The sequence below is a fragment of the Nostoc sp. PCC 7524 genome (genome assembly GCF_000316645.1).
In the GTDB taxonomy this organism is placed as follows: Bacteria; Cyanobacteriota; Cyanobacteriia; order Cyanobacteriales; family Nostocaceae; genus Trichormus.
The window spans coordinates 41,574-58,911 of the sequence record NC_019677.1; the positions used below are offsets into that span (position 1 = coordinate 41,574).

The window sequence follows — 17,338 nt, forward strand, 5'->3', positions numbered from 1 at the left end:
ACCAAATTCTTAGAGGAAAAATCAAGTATGCGATCGCCCCTGTAAAGGGCAAACTACCAGTAGAACCGCCCCTGTAAACATCTACCTATGGCTACCCTAATTCCCTCATTTAATAGCTGCTCAATGCGAATGACCCCCGGCGAGAGGAGGTTAGCCGAGCGTTTGGAGGAAAAATTAGAGGATGATTACCTGCTATGGTATGACGTACCAGTTGGTAAAAAGCAGCTACATCCAGATTTTATTGTGCTGCACCCCAGCCGGGGCTTGTTCATCCTTGAGGTGAAAGACTGGAAACTCGACACTATTAAAAGTATCAACCCCTCCACAGTCACCATCATTACTGAGGATGGGGTCAAGGAAGTTCAACACCCACTACAACAGGCCAGAGATTATGCCCTAGCAGTCAACAAGATGCTAGAAAAAGATGCTCTTTTGGTGCAGCAAGCAGGTAATTATCAAGGTAAACTAATCATCCCCTACGGTTACGGTGTGGTATTGACTAACATTACCCGCAAAGCATTCAATGAAAGTGAACTACCAGCCGTATTTGAGTCACACTTGGTTATCTGCAAAGATGAGATGCTACCTAGCACCGATGCAGGTGAGTTTCAACAACGGCTTTGGGATTTATCAGCATATCAATTTGGCAAGACCCTTACTAGCAGCCAAATAGATAGAATCCGGTGGCATATCTTCCCAGATTTACGCATCAGTGCCAAACAATTATCTTTATTTGATGTAGACACCACCACTGAAGAATCACCACAGTTGCAAATCCCAGATATTCTCAAAATTATGGACTTGCAACAGGAACAGTTAGCCAGGAGTTTGGGAGACGGGCATCGGGTAATTCATGGTGTAGCTGGTTCAGGTAAAACCATGATTTTAGCTTACCGTTGTCAGCATCTTGCTCAAGTTGGTAATAAGCCCATATTGGTACTGTGTTTCAATGTCTCTCTTGCTGCCAAACTAAGGCAGGTGGTTCAAGAAGACCCGAACAAAATCAGCCGCATCAAAGTACGACACTTTCACGGCTGGTGCATGGATTTACTCAAGAAATACCGTATCCCCAAACCTGACTTTAGAGAATATCAAGGTGAAGCTTACATCAACGAACTGGTAAACCGAGTTATCGCCGCCGTTGACGCTCAAAAAATACCAGCCGGAACTTATGACGCTGTGATGCTAGATGAAGGCCACGACTTTAAAGGGGAGTGGTTAAAACTGGTTGCACAGATGGTCAATCCAGAAACCAATTCTTTGCTTATTCTCTATGACGATGCTCAAAACCTCTACGGCGAAAAACGCGACAAGAAATTTAGTTTTAAGAGTGTAGGCATCCAGGCACAAGGACGCACCACCATACTAAAACTCAACTACCGCAACACAGAACAGGTGTTAAAGGTAGCCTACGAATTTGCTAAGGAAGTGATGACCCCCAGCACCGGGGATGATGACCAAGTGGTATTAATAGAACCAGCTAGTGCAGGAAGACAAGGAGCAAAACCAGATTTAATTAAACTTCCCAGTTTTAAACATGAGGTAGATTATCTAGCCGAACGGGTGCAACAATTGCATGAGCGTGGTACAGCTTGGAACGAAATAGCCATTATTTATCGCCTTAGATTCATGGGCGATCGCATATACAACCACTTCCAAAAAATGCAAATCCCCATCGAATGGGTAAATGCCAACAGTGAAAGTCGCAACTATCACCCAGATGAGCCAAGCATTAAACTCATGACTATGCACTCATCTAAAGGGCTAGAGTTCCCAATGGTGTTAATTCCTGGCATTGGTTTTATGCCTGACCAGTACGGACACAGCACACCAGAAGAAGAAGCGCGGTTACTTTACGTGGGAATGACAAGGGCGATTGAGCAGTTGATTCTGACTTGCGATCGCTCCTCCCAATTTACTCGGCGTTTGGAGGCAGTATTACAACATAATTCTTAGAGGAAAACCTAAGCGTAAGCGATCGCTTTACCTCTCAAAACGCTCATGCCCAATGTGAACCTGCCACTCCACAACTCTAGCAGAGTCAGCTAACATTCCATCGCGTACACGGGGGCTACTGTTGACAATGGCTTGAGCCGCTTCTAAATTCTCCGCCTGAATTACCCACAGCCCCGTTCCATCGTGAGGAAAAAACGGGCCACAGCACAGTAGTGTTCCTTTCTCCTGCTGCTCACGAAACCAAGCCAGTTGGTCTTGGTCATGTTCTGGGTGAACCTTTTTATACTCGTAATACTCTGGAACAGTGGCTACGACAACGGCAAACAGTTTAGACATATGCTCTTGTTAAATGATTTATCTGCTTGTGTAATGGTATTTTTAGGGCGCAGTCCATTGCAACCCATCAAATGGGAATCCTCATAATAGTTGCGTTCCTCACCATTATGAAAATCTTGAAATTCTTAGAGGAAAAGAGTGATCGCTTTTTATTCTTAGAGGAAAATATAGGAGCGATCGCCCCCTCTCCCCCACACCCCAACACCCCATGACAAACATCCACAACCTGGGCATAACCGATACTGAATACACCCAGTTACTAACCCAAGGCTACGACTCCAACTTAGAACACCAGTTGATAGAACTTGGTGAAAGTCCAGAGCAAGCCAGGAAAATAGCGCGGCTGGTGGGACTGACACAAGACAAACCACCCCAGACTGATGAAGAGTGGGAAGAATTTATGGCAGTTTGGGAGGATTAGTTTTAGGAGAAGGTGCGATCGCCCTATTCAACTAACAGATTAATCATCTGGAAACTGCCAAGATGAAATACTTTCTACATCTTTGCTACCACATTGAATACAAGTTACATCAAATTCTGAATCCATCCATTCATAACCGCAACTACGACAGTGACAGAAAATATTATTGCGGTTAGCGTCTTTTATACCTTGATGCCATTGCTGTAGTTGGTCAGGATTTTGGAAAGGAAAATCATTAGACATTGTAATTACCACAAAACATTCTATTTAAACGGCTGTCCCCATCGCTCCCAATTTTCTTTGTTAAATGGAGTGCGCCACTTTTGAATCAGGCTCAACTCTAGCTGCTGCCGTGCGCGTCGCTCCACCGGAGCATCCCACCAAAACGTGATGTTTACTGCTGTCTTCATCTCATAGCGATAATGTAAATCCTGATAGCTTGCAATGTAATCCTTGCAGCCGTGAATCCCTTTCCACCGCTTGTTACTGCGGCAGGTTTCCCCCACATACAAAATTAAGCCAGCCGCAGAGTCAACAACAAAGTACAAACACGCATCGCCGGGGCTATCAGCTGGCATCCTCCAAAAAGAGAGCGATCGCACTTCCAACTGCAACGGATCAATCCTGTCTGGGTCACAATGCACTGGAGCTAGGTCAAATAATGTCGCCTGCTGCACTGGCTTGGTTTCCCTCACCCGTTGCTGATACTGTAAAATCTGCGCCTTCCACTTCAGCAAGGCATCAGCACTCATCACCAGTGTTTCTGTTCTACGTGCTGGTGTAGGGGTCAAGTCTGAAAATAGGTTTAGCTGATTTTCTTCCAAGGTACTACGGCTAGCTTACCAACTTGTAGATTATCCCCTAGAACTGACTTGTCAGTTCGCTATCACCTCAAAGCAAAAAAATGTTGTTACAATATCTGTAAACCACTTATTGATAATTTATGGTAGGCAGAAAGAAGCTTGACCGTACTAATATTCATGCTAGGGTAGACCCTGGAACAGCAGATAAACTAAAAGAAATAGCTAAAAAGCTAGGCTACATATACGATAACGAAGGTTCTACAGGACAGTTGCTAGATGCGATCGCAACAGAAAAGATTATTTTGATTCATAAGGATCGAAAACTTGAAAAGACTACCAGAAAATATCTTTATTTAGCAGAATTTATATTTCCTGATGAGACTTTCATAAAGATTGGTGTTACAGGGCTTCCCATCAACAAAAGGTTTCCTGGTAAAAATTATCAAGTTAATGTAATACATCAAGTTGAAGATTTACTTACTTCTGTTCTTCAAAAGGAGGAATTAATTTTACAGCACTTTGCACAGTTCTCTTACCGACCGGTTAACGACTTTGATGGTCGGACTGAATGTTTCACAAGTGAAGTTCCTATTACCGAAATCATAGAAATCATGAATCAATCTCATCCAATTTATGGTTAACGTTTATTCAAAAAATGGTTTACGAATTTAGATAAATAAGTGATAATTACAAGTATGAGGGCAAAATTGATACCCTCAATTCGGGAGGTGATAAAAGTAGTTCAATCAGGTGGAAACGGACACAGCCAAGATCCAGACATCAAGAAAACTTATGAACATCTTGATGAGGATACCCAGACAACTCAAGACAGATGGGTTGAGGAAGATGGGGAAACAGGCGATCGCCGGATCGTATTTGGCGAAGAAGTCCGTGAGGATCTAGGAATCGAGGATGAAGATGAAGAATCCTAACCTCGACCTAGACTAAATCAAAGAAGCCCTCAACTAGCCCTTGGGGGCTTCTCCTTTCTCTTTTAATTCTTAGTTTTAGTTTAGCCTATGTCTAAAATTGTTTTTCCGTTTCACTACCTAATTTACAGAAGATCGGGTGTTGACTGGTTTGTGAAAGAAAACGGGAGAGTTTTTTACAACCCCACTGACGAGCCTACGCAATTAACCAATAGAGCCGAGCAATTTGGCACAACGGATCAGAATGTAGCCATCGAATTGTTCCGTATTAATGGCGGTAAGCCTGGGTATTATTTAGCAAACCTGCGAGATAAAAAATACTACTACTGCGGTCAAAAATGGGAAGATGTCAAAACCAAGCTAAGAGAATTAGGTATTGGTAGAGATGAACCAAGTTCCTCTTGACGCAAAGAATTTTTGCTTTGAGCGTAGTTTACCGCCGTAGGCATCGCTCTACACTGTCGCTAAGATATTTACCAGTATTAATTTACACAATTTACATTTATGTTCTAAGATGACGAGGAAACGAGGAAAGCACTGGTTTATCCCCGGCTGGGGAACTCAAGAAGCATAAATCTTGAATTTGTGAGCCAACCATTCACAGATATTTTCCTATAACTTTTGTTAGATGAATAAATAGCTTTTTATTTGTAACTTCAAATTGTGCTGGTGGTAGGTTTATTAGTTAACTAATAAAGCTCTGCCAATGCGAAATATATTCACATTCAATTGATGGAATAAAATTCTGTGTACACAGACACAGCGAAAAGAAGTGTTAACGAACTCCAAAACAATGAATATAGCATTAAAATTTCTAACACTCCAAAACTGAAGTATCACCAGTGGCGATACCATTACAAACTAAGCGGTTTTTTGATAGAGACTACACCGATAAATAGCAGAGGTTAGAGCAATGGATGAGCGTCATCGTTACTTACAAATCGCTCTCATTCTTGTCGGAATTGCCTTTTTACTTATCTATCCGCTAACAAAAATCTGGCCATCAGGCTGGTTATGGCAACCTGGTCAGTACGAATATGAACAAATGATTATTGGTGTTTATGCAACGCTTGGTGTCTTTTTGCTGTTGGCTTCAAGGCAACCAGAAGCGAACCTCAGTTTAATCTGGTTCACTGTTTGGTCAAGTTTAGTTCACGGACTAATTATGGCGGTACACGCAGTAATTGATCCTGCTGAACGTGGACACCTCTTTGGTGATGTTCCAGCATTGTTATTGGTGGCAATTGTCCTTGCTTTCCTTACGCCGCGCAAAGTGGTGTCTAGTGTAATTGATAGTGAAACTGCCCCAAAGGTTCATTTACCCTGAAAAGTATAGTTTAGGGGAGTGCCTTACAACAACGCGACCGCTCCATGCCATTCTTAGCGGGACTTAAACAAAAATTAAGCCCAAAAAGAGTATAATGCTTAACTAACATAGCTTTCACGTTAGAAAAAGCTCATGAAAGAAACCACTCCCACAGCGATGCCCCCGTGCTTTGAAAGATGGTGTCAAAGATTTGATGATGTGTTTACTCATAAAGCTCAAAAAAGAGAGTTTAGACACTATATAGGGGGATTACTGGGGGAAAGTGAGAGAAAAAACCTGTTTCAAATGGCGGATAATGCTGTAGGTGTAACTTACCACCGATTACATCACTTTTTGACCGAAGCACCTTGGTCTAGTGGGCAGGTGAATGAGCGTCGATTGGAAATCATGAATAAGTGCAGTCAAACGAGAATTAGTAGAGGTTTTAGCTTAATAATTGATGATTCTGGTCATAGAAAAAGTGGTAATTTTACTGCTGGTGTGGGGAGACAGTATATTGGAGAAATTGGCAAAACAGATAATGGAATCGTAGTAGTAACAACGCATTTATATGATGGCAGAAAAAGCTTACCGTTAGATATAGAGTTATATCAACACGCTGATTCTTTAGCTCAAGGAAAACAAGATCCTCTATTTGAGAAAAAACCAGAACTAGCAATCAAGTTAATAGATCAAGCCCTAAACAGAAAATATCAACCTGGGATAGTAATTGTAGATGCTGGATATGGCAACAATACATCATTTTTATTAGAGTTGGAAAAACGGCAATTAAAATATTTAGGAGGATTAGCTAAAAATCGAAAAGTAACAGTTAATCAAACAGATAATATTCAACAAACAATTCGGTTAGATGAATTAGCCCAGAGCTTACCCAAAGAGGCTTTCACAGAAATTCAAACAGATTTGGATAAACCCAAAACATTATGGGTAGTAACTTGTGAAGTGGAAATATCAAGTTTAACTGGAAAGCGAAATATTGCTATCGTCATGAATGCTTCTACTTTCTCAGCAGCCACCGATATTGACTACTTCATCACTAATATATCTTCATCAATTGTTACACCACAATGGATAGTTGATACATATTCTCAAAGGAATTGGGTAGAAGTTTTTTACAGGGAAGCTAAAGGATGGTTAGGACTTAAAGAATATCAAGTTCGTGATAAAAGGAGTTTACTGCGCCATTTTATTTTGGTTTTCTGTGCCTATACTTTTATTCTTTGGCATCAGTTAACTGGAGGATTAAGACGACGGTGGGCAAACAAACCTTTAAATACTTTTACTGAAGCTTTAGAAGCTTTCAGAACAGCCATGTCTTTTCGATTTATTGATTGGTTGAACTTAAATCGTGACGTGTTTGCTGCTTACAAAGCTAGTTTGGGTTACATTTGGGCTTGATTTTTGTCTAAGTCCCGTTAGAGGAAAACCAACCAATGACGTAACGCTATTACGGAGGCGATCGCTTTTTACTTACTCGTTTTAATTTCCTGCCAAGAAAGCTTGGAATAGTTCTGATATTTTTGCCTTGAGTGCTGTAATTGCTTCTTCTAGACTTTCACAAGGGTCTGTATTGACTAAGTGGGCATCACCCACATCAGCACCTGACCACAGATAGCTGTGTAGCCCTATAGTTAAACATCCTTGCCATTTATCTTCATGATTAGTATCAAGTGTGATAAAAAACCGCCGGGGTATCATTAGTTCTTCGGTCTTAATTTCAAACTCACCCCACACCGAGAAGCCAAAATATTCACCGTTTTTTTCATTGTTGTATTCCCAGTTGGTAAAGTTGGGAAAAGCAACTTTAACCCGCTCTAAAACTTGTTGGATTTCAGGTTGTGTTAGCAACATCATTTTTTTCCTCTAAGAAAAATACCATATAAAAAATAGGGCTACTTCTTGAGCATATTCTGGTCTATCGCTTCTTTCTCCATTGATTGCGATCGCCTCTAACGGGCGGTTACGCCATCGCCCTTCATCCTCTAAGAATCAAATAATGATAATTGACCAGGGGAAATATTAGATTTACCACCCCTGTGATAATAAAGATGACAGGCACTGCAAAGAGCTATTAAATTCTCACGCCGATTATCAGCAGGGTTTCTATTCCAATGATGGACTTGCAATGTATAAACTCTGCTTAATAGTTTTTCTCCTGGTTTAGTACACTGCAAACCACATTTTTCACAGCACCATTGCGCCTGCTGCTTAATTTCGGTTGCCATTTCTTTCCAATCGTCAGGATACATTAAGCATTAAATAAGTAGCTCAGTGTTAAAAATTATCGCTATGGTAAGGCAGGAGGCAGGAGGCAGAAGGCAGAAGGGAAGAGGGTTATAGCTTTGTTTACCTTTCTTAACTCAGTTTTGTTTTTTCCCACCGACTTACTTAAAGCATCTATTATTAATAAATACCATAAAAATAAGTAACTTGAACTACCTTGTTTTTTATCATCTACTTTTCTCCTTATAAAACCAAACTGCTTCGCTATGATGTTCCTTTTCTTTTTTCACTAAGCCAACTTTTACAAATTCTCTCAAGTAGCATTTACAAGTATTATCATTCAAACCAGAACGGTGTACCATCTGGCTTGTAGATAATCCATTGCTACCACCTTCTTGCAAAATCCAGAGTAAGAAATTAGCCTGATTTAGAGAATCAGTAAAGCAAATATTCAACTCTCTACTAGGCTTGAGAAATCCTTGCCTCAAAGCCTCTGGAATAATTACGATTATTCTTTCTGTCTGCATATTTTAATCAATCCCTCTGAAGGGATTTTAACATTATCAAAGAAAGGCAGAGGGCAGAAGGCAGAAGGCAGAAGGGATTTATTTCTTACTCTTTGCCCTCCTAATAAAACCAATAATCTCCTCAAGTGGCACACCCTCTTTCTGCATTGATTGAATTATTGCGATCGCACCCACAGGAATACTGCCAATACTTCTGCCCTTCCACTCACCGTCTATCTTCTCTTCCCAATTGAAGCCCCATCTCCAATGAGTAGGATTATCAGGCTTTCTGTTACCAATTACACGGGGGTAGCTGGCAATTGTTCCATCCTTCAACTTCTTATTTTCAAGATATTTGTACAAGCATCCCTTGCGCTGTCTGCCTTTAGACTTCTGCACAGCTTCTGGCTGCGGCTGACTTTCCTCTAAGAAATTCACTGGTGTCCATCCACACACGCCACAACCATCTTCAAGTTTGAGTAGTGGTGATTCACAGCTAGGGCAATGTACATCTTGAATTTGCGGTGTACGCTGCAACTCAAGCTGGTGGGATTGTAAAACTTGTATTCTAAGATTTTCTTCCTCAATAATTGATTGAGAAGAAGCGATCGCAGTATCCCTCTCTTTTTTATGCTTGCAATTGGCTATTAAATCATCAATGCGCCATTGCTGTCGGGAAATCCTCTGTTGGCATAATTTAATCTGCTCCTCAATAGGCAAAATATCACAGCGAATAAAGCACGGATCATTCTCATCTATCCCTAATGATGAGGGTACAGGATGCAAACCAGAAGCAGCACGCCAGAATTGCTCGGTATCTGGCTGTATATCTGCAATGTCTACGGCAATGATAAATTTATTGCCCATCTTTACATCAATTTTCTTAGAGGAAATATTGGTAATAATTCCCCAGTTCCAATCTGAGTAATATTTTTCCTTGTGATGGGCGACTTTTACGCGTTGGCCTACTGAATAAGTCTCTTTATGCTCTAATTTCTTGTAATTCCAAGCCTGCATTTGCTTGGGGGTGTATTCAGCAGATAAACCGTTTTCCCAGGTGATAGTGATTTTCTTGTTGTGTACACTCGTGACTTCACCCAAATGACCACCAGGGGCAATAATGCGTTCGCCTACTTGAAACGAGCCAATTTCATAGTTGCCACCAGAACTTTTAACTTTAGAAGAGACTTTAGCTGAATCAACAAGCGTCTTAGTCATGGCTCATCACCTAAGATTTTTAATAATTCCGTAGGTCTTATCAAAGAAAACGGCGGCTGTACCTGTCTCACCATGCCGTGCCTTAGCCACAATTAGTTCTAAAATTCCTTGGTCTGTAGTATCTGGGTTATAGTATTCGTCGCGGTAGGCCAAGATAATATTGTCTGCTACCATTTCTAGGATTCCCGACTGGCTCAGGTCGCTCATCATCGGACGTTTATTCTGCCTACTTTCTACTCCCCTGGATATTTGTGATAGTGCTAGTACAGGTACATCCAAATCCCCAGCCATTTTGTAAAGTCCTCTGGCCACATCACCTAGTTCATAACTGCGATTACCACCAGAGTCCTCTGCCATCATTTGCAGATAATCAACCACAACCAAACCTAACTTTCCTTGTTTGGCTTTAATTTGACGACATTCACTAGCAATTCCAGAAACAGTGATGCCTCTGGAGTCATTCATGTATAGAGGCAGTTCTGAGGCAATGTTAACAATTTTGGCAATGGTGGCGAATTCCCAGTCTGCTAGGGGTTTATTACCTGAACGATGTCTGCGGATGCGATCGCTTCTTAGTGGCGTTACACCTAAATGTTTGTAGGCATCAGTGACACTAATTAAACTCCATAACCTGTACTCTAACTGCTTTTTAGTCATCTCCAAGGAGAAAATAGCCACTGGTAAATTGTGGAGAAGAATCATTTGGAGTGCCAAAAATAAAGCAATCTGGCTTTTACCCATTGATGGCCTGCCGCCAACTATGGTGAGTGTGCCATTTTCAAATCCCAGCAATAAATCATCAAGCTCATGCAGTCCTGTAGGGTATATGGGGTTATTTGTATCTAATTGCTCGTAGGCAGCAATATTAATTGTGCTGTTATGTTCGGTGTTGGAATTAATGGTTTGATGAGCAACCTGAAACACCTTCTGCTCTGATTGATCCATGATTTTGGGTAACTCAGTTTCCGTCTCATAACCTAGATGCACAATTTCATTGCCGGCTTTAATCAACTGCCGTCGCAGATATTTATCCATTACTAACCCTGCCAAGGCATCGATGTTAACAGCTGACACAGTGCGGTCTACCAAAGCTGCTAACTTATTTCTGCCGCCGATACGGACAAGTAAATCGTGGTCAGCAAGCCAGTTGGTAATCGCTAGCAAGTCTGTGGGTTTACCCTGACTGTGGAGTAGCACAGCTGCTTGATAAATATCTTTGTGGGCGCTGATGTAAAAAGCTTCTGGAATTAAGCGATCGCTGACTCTAGTGATCGCTTCTGGGTCTAGCATGATTCCACCCAAGATAGCCTCTTCCGCCTCAATGTTTTGAGGTGGCAGGCGGTCATGACTTAACCGTTGAAAACTTAGTTCTTCAGTCATACTGTGTTCCCACACATTCGCATAGCTTGCCGACGTTGTTCTTCAAGTTCCTCGTGAAACTTTTGCATCATTTCCCTACCCCGACCGCTTCTATATTCTGGCTCTTGCGCTTTTTGGGTAGCCGCTACAAATTTTTCGTAATAAACCTCCCAACGGTTTTTCCCAGCCTTATTGGTGTGTGCTAACCAAGCCTCAATATCGTTTACTGGCTTGCTCAAATTCTTGGTTTTTTCCTCACAAAATTCCAAAAAATTCGCTCGCTCTTCTTCTGAGAGAGTATTTATAAATTCTGAATAAGTCTTATTAATCTTAGAGTCCTGCGGTTCTTGCTCAGTAGGCACTTCAGGCTCTTGGTGGGAAATTCTGTTCTCGGTCGGGAAATTCTGTTCCCGGTCGGGAAATTCTGTTCCCAAGTGGGAATTCTTTTTCTCAAGTGGGAAATTCTGTTCCTGGGTGGGAAATTCTGTTCCCACTTGTGTGACAGTTGGCGTAGTGTCACAGTCAAAAATTGGCTCAGAGGTTTCCTCCGCTCCCAACTTTTCAAGACACAAACACCCACCAGCAGAAACTTTTACCGAGTAATCAATGTCTTCTAAATTGATGTAGCCTTTTTCCTCTAACACTGCGATCGCTGCATTAACAGCACGTTTAGTAATTCCCAAATCCTCAGCAATCTTGGAGGCTCTAATTTTCATGCCATTGCCATAAGGATCAAGCGATCGCACATAGTAAAGAATACTGATTTGGGATTTGGTAAGGCTTTTACAAATTTTTACCCATTCAGAGTTTTGTAGTGGGTAGAATTTACCGTCTATCTTCACATCTGCCCCCTTACCAGAGTTACAAATGTGACATAATCAGCCGCTAAAAATCCGTCTTTCAGCGTTTGTGGAAGATGCTCAATTGTCATAACATTTGAATAGGTTTATCAAGATGCCCTAGTAAGTTTGCTTGCTGGGGCAATTTTGTCTGGATATAATCAAATCAACTATTAGATTAATTTGATTAACCTAATAGCTTAATATAATATATAATAATACTCACAGCTTAATTGTAGGTCAACAAAAAACTTATGGCTCAGATTTACCAGCTATTCAAAAAGGCAATGGATCGTTATGGAGTCCAGGGTAAAGAGCTTGCAGCTATGGTTGGCATTAGTCCTAATCACTTATCTGATTTTCGCAACGGGAAAAAGTGGGTTAGCCAGGAAACCTTGACAAGCTTACTAGAAGGCATGGAGCAACTTAGCCCTGGTTCAAAACGCTACTTTTGTGAGTTGCTTGCTGGGGAACAGCTAGGTGAAAAAGAAGACGCTGCTAAAAGCTTGGTGAAAATGATTGAAGCTGCTAACGATGATGAAATGGAAGCGGCGATGATTGCCATTGGTCGCAAGTGGAAGCAATTGCGCCTTGGACGCATCCACAACGAGGATGTTGATCAAGCGATCGCAGTATAGATTTTAGCTATGCTGAACATTGAGAAAAATCAGTGTTTGCCCTAGCTTCATACTGAGGATGTTGATAAAGCCATCGCAGTATCATGTTATTAACATGACATTAACATCATACTTAGTATGACAGAGATATTTTGTATTTGCTTAGACGATGTTCGCCGCGTGTTGAGTATGTTGCCGGTTCCAGAGAAAGAAGTTTTGCTAGCAGAGCAATTACAGGCACTGCCGGCGGAGTCTAGGGCAAAGGTTCTCGGTCTTGCAGGCTCAGGATTAACTGTGGTAGCAGGTTCACTTATCTGTCTTAATTCTGGTGTTGCCATCATTCAAAATACTTCAGAATTTGACCCGGAAACAGTTTTTCAAGCTTTAGCCGATTTTATGAAATCGGAAAAAAATCAACATTCAAAATAAAGCTGTTAACAGGTTTTAGTTCTGGGAGAAGTGGGGCGATGGGCTATGCCCCGCTTTGGCGATCGCTCCCCAAACATCTCATCTACTTATTTTGAATGGTGCGATCGCCTGACCTCAAGTTCTTTTGGAATGGTGCGTAGGGAGTGAGTGATGCGTTACTCACCACTGATTAGGTTAGCCTTGATGTACACTCGATACAGCTTAGATTCTCCCCTATTAGCATAAGGTTTACTCTCTTCTACAATCTCGATAATTTTGTCATCATCCTGCAATTTATGAAGTAGCCACAGCCAAACTTGCAAATCTGTCTGGGTGGCCATAATGCGAATTTCAGCATAGTGATTAGTCATACCATAGTTTTTCTTAGAGGAAAAATGCCTTTAAATAGGTTATGCCTTTAAATAGGTTATGCCTTCTATTTATTTTTTGGCATAACTTTAGCAAGTAGCAATTCTATCTGATTTAGACACTCTTCAATAGACTCTAATTGCTTGCGGTTTTCCCATTCTTCATAGGCTGCTTCGGTTTCTGGGTCTGCTCCTAATCCCGTGGTACTACCGACTCGTCCGATGTGTTGGTGACAAGTGAACTCAGGGTCTTTGCCCTTTTTTGGCGGATGTCCTTTTGGTTTAGGATTTCGCTTAAAAATTGGGTTATCAGCTTGCCACTTGGCGTATCGGTAAATTTCTCTATTTCCACTGCGGTAATACCTGACTACTTCATACTCATGTATCCACGTTCCTGGCGGTGCTAGCGGCTTCTTTAATAGTTGTTGCCTAAGTTGGGCTAGAAGCTGGATGTTTTCAATGATTTGGCTGATGCGCTCTTCCATAAGCCATTTTTAAAGGTTATGCTATAACTTTATAATACGGCATAACCTATGTAACCGCATTTTTGAGCAAAGTAACAGCGTCCTTGGTAATTCTTAGAGGATCGCGAGTAATTCTTTAGCCAAATCTTTAGGTGAATTAATCCCTTTTAAAGTTTTGCGTTTGCCTTTCAATACAAGCTCAATTCGCTGTTGTTTTTGAATTAACAGGTCATCAATTGCTTGGTCAACATGGCCTAACTGTAACCATGTTGCAAACACAGCATTTTGTTGACCAAGGCGATGACATCTATCCTCGGCTTGCTCACAATCACCAGGAGTCCAAGCGCGATCTACCAAAATTACGTTACTAGCAGCTGTTAGAGTTATACCAACACCACCAGCTTTAATAGTACCAACGAAAACTTTTTTATCACCCAATTGAAACTGATCAATTAATAACTGCCTTTCAATTGGTTTAGTTTCACCAGTGAGTAATAGTCCATCAAGTTCAGTTGCGATCGCCTTCGCGCTTTCTACAAACTCAGTGAAGATTACCACTTGTTCACCTTGTTCTAACAGTTCCCCCGCAGTTGCGATTGCTGCCTCAACCTTAAACTCACTGCCTACTTTCCGCAGAATATTAAGGGTTGCCAATGCCTCAGCTTCAGGGTCAGCCGGATTGTAAGCCAATACCCAACTTAACCACAGTTTAAAAGATGAACATTTAAACAGTATTGGTAGGTTGTATTTGAATTTCTTACACTGCGATCGCCGGCGGTAATCATCTACTAATAATCTGACTGTATCTTGATATTCATCTAACTGTTTAGTTTCAAGTTCAACCTTTTCAAATAAACGTGTTTTATCTGGTAGTTCTTTTAGGCACTGTTGTTTAGTGCGTCGTAATATGACATCCTCTGTTTTCTGTGACAATTCATCAAGATGTGATGCGCCTGTATTGTCCCAAACTGTTTTTCTGCCAATATCCTTGTGATAAGCATTACAATAACGACGCTCATAATCATATTTATCATTTGCTAAAGGATGATTAACCGCGCATAGTAATGGATAAAGGTTAACTGGTCTACCATTTTTAATTGGTGTCCCAGTCAGTAACCATGCTGTTAAACAATTCTCATGATGTGCTAATTCCAACATCTTTTTTGTTCTGGCACTGGCAATATTCTGAGCATAATGGGCTTCATCACAAATCAGCACATATTTTTTAGTTTCAAGTGGCTTTGGTAACTTTGCCCAGCTAAAGCACTCAATCTTGACTTCAGCACGGGATGCCTCGCGTACCCAATTATCCATCACAGATACAGGAGCAATCACAAACACCGGACAATCGTGTGTACGCTGCATTGCTCTTGCTGCAACTAAAGCTGTAAGCGACTTTCCTAATCCCATGTGATCTGAGAGAATCCCCCCGGTGTAAATCCCACCGCGACGGTGAGCAAGTAGCCACTCTACACCTTTTTTTTGGTAATCACGCAGATACCAGCCATTAGCCAAAGGTGCATTCAAATCAGCAGCTTCTACGAATTTGACAATTTCATCAGCCATAGCTAAAGCCTCAGCTTCCTTGGCTGCTTTCTCTTCCTCAAGTTGCATTTGAGCTAGAGCGATCGCGCCCTTAAACTGTGCTGATATATGAAATTCATCTGTAATCAGTTTTTCTTTGACTTCTAAACTTTTGTTAATAGGAAAACGCCAGGATTTATCACTACCCTCAAACCTATAACCTTCAATGGTCTTACAATCTCGCTGAAATTTACCAGATGAATCATAAGGAGCGTACACAGCAATTAAATCGCCCTTTACCTCTACTCGCTTCTCTGGAATATACTGCTGACCGTTATCATTAATAGCTCCTACTTTGGGAGAATCTTCAGGGTATTGATGCTCTATTAAATCCCACTGTGGTAACTGCAAATTTCCCCTATTTAGCTGCTTTTCGTATTTATGCAGTATTTTTAAGGCAGCTTTGGCGTGGGCTTTGATAATAGGCTTTTTATCTCTAATTCTGCTAGCTAGCCAATGCCCAAAGCCAGCATCAGCACCATTAAAGCCTGCTCCATCCTGAGAGTAAGCATAATCGCACCTATCAGCTAAATAAATGATGCAATCTTCTAGAGAGCGATCGCATCTTTGCTCTTTCTTCTCCTCAATGATGAGGGGAAGTTCTAGCTGGAGCTTGATTAAATCCTCTAATTCTAAATTTTTAATTGAATCACGTATAAGTTCTAAGCTACTTGCAGAGATGATCTGAGGTGATAAACCATTATCTAGCGATCGCGCGTATCGCTCAATTTCCTCTAAGAATATTTCGGGAACTCGTACAGCTTTGGTAGGTAAATGTTGCCAAGCTGCTTTTTGCTTGGTTAGATGCTCAGTTTTCGGATGATAGTTTGGCATAGTTCTTTGGCCGGATACTATTACTAAATAATATCTTGAATGCAGTGTACACTCGATAAAGAATGATTAAAAGCTAAATTTTAGATCATAAAGCTACGCTTTTAAAGAAGTTGTTGCTAACGCAGTCCGTTTCTTGACTCCCTTACGGTCGATGTCCCCCCCCGCCCCAAGGGGTGCGCTCAGTCGCCGCAGGGCTACCCCGGCTTTTTTAGTATGGCTACGTGCGTCAAGGGCGAGAGCAAGTGGCGGAATATCGTTACTTCGTTTTTATATCTGGGGACACCCCAGACCCCACCGCCACCCTTGACCCACTCCGCTTTTTAAAAGATAGCCGGGGTTGTTCCTGGTCAGTCCTTTCGCTTGTGAGGTTCGGTCTATGCGTTCAGTTCCATTTGAGTTTGTTTCTGCTTTGTCCTGTGAGTTTGAGGCGGTTGATTGTTTCTGGCGGGAGTCTGACAGTTCTTTCACTGGGTTCGTGGCGGAGGTGTGGTTTGAGTCGTTGCCGCGTGAGTTTGCTGTTCGGTGGGCTGAGGTGGTGGGATACGCGGTGAAGGTGCGTTGTGTTTCTGTGGGTCCTGCTCGTTTTGCTGTGCGTGTTCCGGTCGTTGTGCCAGTTGGTCAGGTCAGGTTGGGTTGGCCTAGTCGTGGTTCTAGGGTTCAGTTAGTTTACAGCTAGTTCGTTGGGGGGCTTTTGCTCCCTTTTTTTGGGGTAAGTGCGATCGCTGTCGTAAGTTTCCCCTAGAACCAAAACCTATTCCCTCCCTTTGAGTGCGATCGCTGTTTTCATGGAAGTGAGAACGCTAAGAAAAGCTGTTGCTGCGCTTTTAATCTTTGAATATATAAGGTTGCTTCGCAGTTGTTGTGCTTTTTGTCTGCTGCCATCAATTAACTCATAAAAACAAAGACCTGGAAGCAGCAGCCAAAAAGCGGTGCAAAAAAAGCAGCGATTTCTGATTTTATCACCTCCACTTCGTTCCGGTGATGGACAGAAATCTTGGGCTGCTTTTTTTGCGGGAGGAAGAAATGCAGAGAAAGAGAAAGGAGAGGTAAAGGTATCGGCGGCTGTTGTTTCTGTCGGTGTGCCACTGGTGGCCAAGTGGGTGCAGTCCACTCGCCCCGGCTGCGCCGGGGCAAGACAGGCGTAAA

At 41.9% G+C, this 17,338-nt stretch carries 23 protein-coding genes; 10 read left to right on the top strand and 13 right to left on the bottom strand.

The genetic code is table 11. The features are described 5' to 3' along the window. Window positions 1–87: 87 nt before the first annotated feature. On the top strand, window positions 88–1,956 hold the full coding sequence (locus NOS7524_RS27410; protein WP_015116150.1) for a 3'-5' exonuclease: 1,869 nt from the start codon (window positions 88–90) through the stop codon (window positions 1,954–1,956). 27 nt (window positions 1,957–1,983) lie between these two features. Here NOS7524_RS27410 and NOS7524_RS27415 read toward each other — a convergent pair whose 3' ends face one another. After that, window positions 1,984–2,292, bottom strand: a complete 309-nt coding sequence (locus NOS7524_RS27415; protein WP_015116151.1) for a YciI family protein — start codon at window positions 2,290–2,292, stop codon at window positions 1,984–1,986. 208 nt (window positions 2,293–2,500) lie between these two features. Here NOS7524_RS27415 and NOS7524_RS27420 point away from each other — a divergent pair, with 208 nt between their 5' ends. Then, window positions 2,501–2,713 (top strand): hypothetical protein, encoded by a 213-nt coding sequence (locus NOS7524_RS27420; protein ID WP_015116152.1) that lies wholly within the window; start codon window positions 2,501–2,503, stop codon window positions 2,711–2,713. A gap of 39 nt (window positions 2,714–2,752) precedes the next feature. Here NOS7524_RS27420 and NOS7524_RS27425 read toward each other — a convergent pair whose 3' ends face one another. Together NOS7524_RS27425 and NOS7524_RS27430 are read right to left on the bottom strand one after the other, a co-directional pair. After that, window positions 2,753–2,956, bottom strand: coding sequence for a hypothetical protein (locus NOS7524_RS27425; RefSeq protein ID WP_015116153.1), 204 nt, complete (start codon window positions 2,954–2,956; stop codon window positions 2,753–2,755). 20 nt (window positions 2,957–2,976) lie between these two features. Next, window positions 2,977–3,465, bottom strand: coding sequence for a hypothetical protein (locus NOS7524_RS27430; protein WP_015116154.1), 489 nt, complete (start codon window positions 3,463–3,465; stop codon window positions 2,977–2,979). A gap of 191 nt (window positions 3,466–3,656) precedes the next feature. Between NOS7524_RS27430 and NOS7524_RS27435 the strand changes: the two genes are divergently transcribed. The 5 genes from NOS7524_RS27435 (at window position 3,657) to NOS7524_RS27455 (ending at window position 7,170) form a co-directional block, all read left to right on the top strand. After that, a complete protein-coding gene (locus NOS7524_RS27435) occupies window positions 3,657–4,157 on the top strand; it encodes a hypothetical protein (protein WP_015116155.1) in 501 nt (166 codons plus the stop codon). Window positions 4,158–4,244: 87 nt separating this feature from the next. Further along, window positions 4,245–4,448, top strand: coding sequence for a hypothetical protein (locus NOS7524_RS27440; protein ID WP_144050963.1), 204 nt, complete (start codon window positions 4,245–4,247; stop codon window positions 4,446–4,448). A 150-nt stretch (window positions 4,449–4,598) separates the two neighbouring features. Next, window positions 4,599–4,850, top strand: a complete 252-nt coding sequence (locus tag NOS7524_RS27445) for a hypothetical protein (RefSeq protein ID WP_327084614.1) — start codon at window positions 4,599–4,601, stop codon at window positions 4,848–4,850. 508 nt (window positions 4,851–5,358) lie between these two features. Beyond that, the gene (locus tag NOS7524_RS27450) at window positions 5,359–5,772 is read left to right on the top strand and encodes a DUF6632 domain-containing protein (RefSeq protein WP_015116158.1); all 414 of its coding nucleotides are present in this window, start codon (window positions 5,359–5,361) and stop codon (window positions 5,770–5,772) included. Window positions 5,773–5,904: 132 nt separating this feature from the next. After that, complete coding sequence (locus NOS7524_RS27455; RefSeq protein ID WP_015116159.1) at window positions 5,905–7,170, top strand: IS701 family transposase; 1,266 nt, start codon at window positions 5,905–5,907, stop codon at window positions 7,168–7,170. A gap of 81 nt (window positions 7,171–7,251) precedes the next feature. On the opposite strand, the gene NOS7524_RS27460 is transcribed toward NOS7524_RS27455, so the two are convergent. From NOS7524_RS27460 to NOS7524_RS27485, 6 genes are all read right to left on the bottom strand, one after another. After that, on the bottom strand, window positions 7,252–7,626 hold the full coding sequence (locus NOS7524_RS27460) for a hypothetical protein (protein ID WP_015116160.1): 375 nt from the start codon (window positions 7,624–7,626) through the stop codon (window positions 7,252–7,254). A 128-nt stretch (window positions 7,627–7,754) separates the two neighbouring features. Further along, a complete protein-coding gene (locus NOS7524_RS27465) occupies window positions 7,755–8,021 on the bottom strand; it encodes an HNH endonuclease (protein ID WP_015116161.1) in 267 nt (88 codons plus the stop codon). Window positions 8,022–8,222: 201 nt separating this feature from the next. After that, window positions 8,223–8,522, bottom strand: a complete 300-nt coding sequence (locus NOS7524_RS27470) for a hypothetical protein (RefSeq protein WP_015116162.1) — start codon at window positions 8,520–8,522, stop codon at window positions 8,223–8,225. A gap of 78 nt (window positions 8,523–8,600) precedes the next feature. Then, window positions 8,601–9,719 (bottom strand): hypothetical protein, encoded by a 1,119-nt coding sequence (locus NOS7524_RS27475; protein ID WP_015116163.1) that lies wholly within the window; start codon window positions 9,717–9,719, stop codon window positions 8,601–8,603. 6 nt (window positions 9,720–9,725) lie between these two features. Continuing rightward, entirely contained in the window at window positions 9,726–11,099 is a 1,374-nt protein-coding gene (gene dnaB / locus NOS7524_RS27480; protein ID WP_015116164.1) for a replicative DNA helicase, read from the bottom strand. Beyond that, complete coding sequence (locus NOS7524_RS27485; protein ID WP_015116165.1) at window positions 11,096–11,920, bottom strand: MarR family transcriptional regulator; 825 nt, start codon at window positions 11,918–11,920, stop codon at window positions 11,096–11,098. Before NOS7524_RS27485 ends, dnaB begins: the two co-directional genes overlap by 4 nt. A gap of 251 nt (window positions 11,921–12,171) precedes the next feature. Here NOS7524_RS27485 and NOS7524_RS27490 point away from each other — a divergent pair, with 251 nt between their 5' ends. Both NOS7524_RS27490 and NOS7524_RS27495 read left to right on the top strand, forming a co-directional pair. After that, window positions 12,172–12,555 carry a helix-turn-helix domain-containing protein gene (locus NOS7524_RS27490; protein ID WP_015116166.1) on the top strand — a complete coding sequence of 128 codons (384 nt, stop codon included), beginning with the start codon at window positions 12,172–12,174 and terminating at the stop codon, window positions 12,553–12,555. 117 nt (window positions 12,556–12,672) lie between these two features. Next, window positions 12,673–12,963 (top strand): hypothetical protein, encoded by a 291-nt coding sequence (locus tag NOS7524_RS27495; protein ID WP_015116167.1) that lies wholly within the window; start codon window positions 12,673–12,675, stop codon window positions 12,961–12,963. A 155-nt stretch (window positions 12,964–13,118) separates the two neighbouring features. Here the strand turns inward: NOS7524_RS27495 and NOS7524_RS27500 are convergent, their stop codons facing one another. From NOS7524_RS27500 to NOS7524_RS27970, 3 genes are all read right to left on the bottom strand, one after another. After that, window positions 13,119–13,313: a hypothetical protein gene (locus NOS7524_RS27500; protein WP_015116168.1), complete on the bottom strand. Its 195-nt coding sequence runs from the start codon at window positions 13,311–13,313 to the stop codon at window positions 13,119–13,121. A 65-nt stretch (window positions 13,314–13,378) separates the two neighbouring features. Next, on the bottom strand, window positions 13,379–13,795 hold the full coding sequence (locus tag NOS7524_RS27505) for a hypothetical protein (protein WP_015116169.1): 417 nt from the start codon (window positions 13,793–13,795) through the stop codon (window positions 13,379–13,381). A gap of 93 nt (window positions 13,796–13,888) precedes the next feature. Beyond that, on the bottom strand, window positions 13,889–16,192 hold the full coding sequence (locus tag NOS7524_RS27970) for a DEAD/DEAH box helicase (RefSeq protein WP_015116170.1): 2,304 nt from the start codon (window positions 16,190–16,192) through the stop codon (window positions 13,889–13,891). Window positions 16,193–16,568: 376 nt separating this feature from the next. On the opposite strand from NOS7524_RS27970, the gene NOS7524_RS27515 reads away from it, so the two are divergent. Further along, the gene (locus NOS7524_RS27515; protein ID WP_015116171.1) at window positions 16,569–16,868 is read left to right on the top strand and encodes a hypothetical protein; all 300 of its coding nucleotides are present in this window, start codon (window positions 16,569–16,571) and stop codon (window positions 16,866–16,868) included. Between the two features lie 75 nt (window positions 16,869–16,943). Here NOS7524_RS27515 and NOS7524_RS27520 read toward each other — a convergent pair whose 3' ends face one another. Further along, window positions 16,944–17,303, bottom strand: coding sequence for a hypothetical protein (locus NOS7524_RS27520; protein ID WP_144050965.1), 360 nt, complete (start codon window positions 17,301–17,303; stop codon window positions 16,944–16,946). Window positions 17,304–17,338 lie beyond the last annotated feature (35 nt).

Bases quoted from the DNA above. Each gene is read 5' to 3' on its own strand.
- NOS7524_RS27500 (WP_015116168.1), bottom strand. From the start codon at position 13,313: ATGACTAATCACTATGCTGAAATTCGCATTATGGCCACCCAGACAGAT.
- NOS7524_RS27415 (WP_015116151.1), bottom strand. From the start codon at position 2,292: ATGTCTAAACTGTTTGCCGTTGTCGTAGCCACTGTTCCAGAGTATTAC.
- NOS7524_RS27970 (WP_015116170.1), bottom strand. From the start codon at position 16,192: ATGCCAAACTATCATCCGAAAACTGAGCATCTAACCAAGCAAAAAGCA.
- NOS7524_RS27475 (WP_015116163.1), bottom strand. From the start codon at position 9,719: ATGACTAAGACGCTTGTTGATTCAGCTAAAGTCTCTTCTAAAGTTAAA.
- NOS7524_RS27420 (WP_015116152.1), top strand. From the start codon at position 2,501: ATGACAAACATCCACAACCTGGGCATAACCGATACTGAATACACCCAG.
- NOS7524_RS27460 (WP_015116160.1), bottom strand. From the start codon at position 7,626: ATGATGTTGCTAACACAACCTGAAATCCAACAAGTTTTAGAGCGGGTT.
- NOS7524_RS27425 (WP_015116153.1), bottom strand. From the start codon at position 2,956: ATGTCTAATGATTTTCCTTTCCAAAATCCTGACCAACTACAGCAATGG.
- NOS7524_RS27515 (WP_015116171.1), top strand. From the start codon at position 16,569: ATGCGTTCAGTTCCATTTGAGTTTGTTTCTGCTTTGTCCTGTGAGTTT.
- NOS7524_RS27495 (WP_015116167.1), top strand. From the start codon at position 12,673: ATGACAGAGATATTTTGTATTTGCTTAGACGATGTTCGCCGCGTGTTG.
- NOS7524_RS27470 (WP_015116162.1), bottom strand. From the start codon at position 8,522: ATGCAGACAGAAAGAATAATCGTAATTATTCCAGAGGCTTTGAGGCAA.
- NOS7524_RS27465 (WP_015116161.1), bottom strand. From the start codon at position 8,021: ATGTATCCTGACGATTGGAAAGAAATGGCAACCGAAATTAAGCAGCAG.
- NOS7524_RS27490 (WP_015116166.1), top strand. From the start codon at position 12,172: ATGGCTCAGATTTACCAGCTATTCAAAAAGGCAATGGATCGTTATGGA.
- dnaB (WP_015116164.1), bottom strand. From the start codon at position 11,099: ATGACTGAAGAACTAAGTTTTCAACGGTTAAGTCATGACCGCCTGCCA.
- NOS7524_RS27455 (WP_015116159.1), top strand. From the start codon at position 5,905: ATGAAAGAAACCACTCCCACAGCGATGCCCCCGTGCTTTGAAAGATGG.
- NOS7524_RS27450 (WP_015116158.1), top strand. From the start codon at position 5,359: ATGGATGAGCGTCATCGTTACTTACAAATCGCTCTCATTCTTGTCGGA.
- NOS7524_RS27505 (WP_015116169.1), bottom strand. From the start codon at position 13,795: ATGGAAGAGCGCATCAGCCAAATCATTGAAAACATCCAGCTTCTAGCC.
- NOS7524_RS27430 (WP_015116154.1), bottom strand. From the start codon at position 3,465: ATGAGTGCTGATGCCTTGCTGAAGTGGAAGGCGCAGATTTTACAGTAT.
- NOS7524_RS27435 (WP_015116155.1), top strand. From the start codon at position 3,657: ATGGTAGGCAGAAAGAAGCTTGACCGTACTAATATTCATGCTAGGGTA.
- NOS7524_RS27410 (WP_015116150.1), top strand. From the start codon at position 88: ATGGCTACCCTAATTCCCTCATTTAATAGCTGCTCAATGCGAATGACC.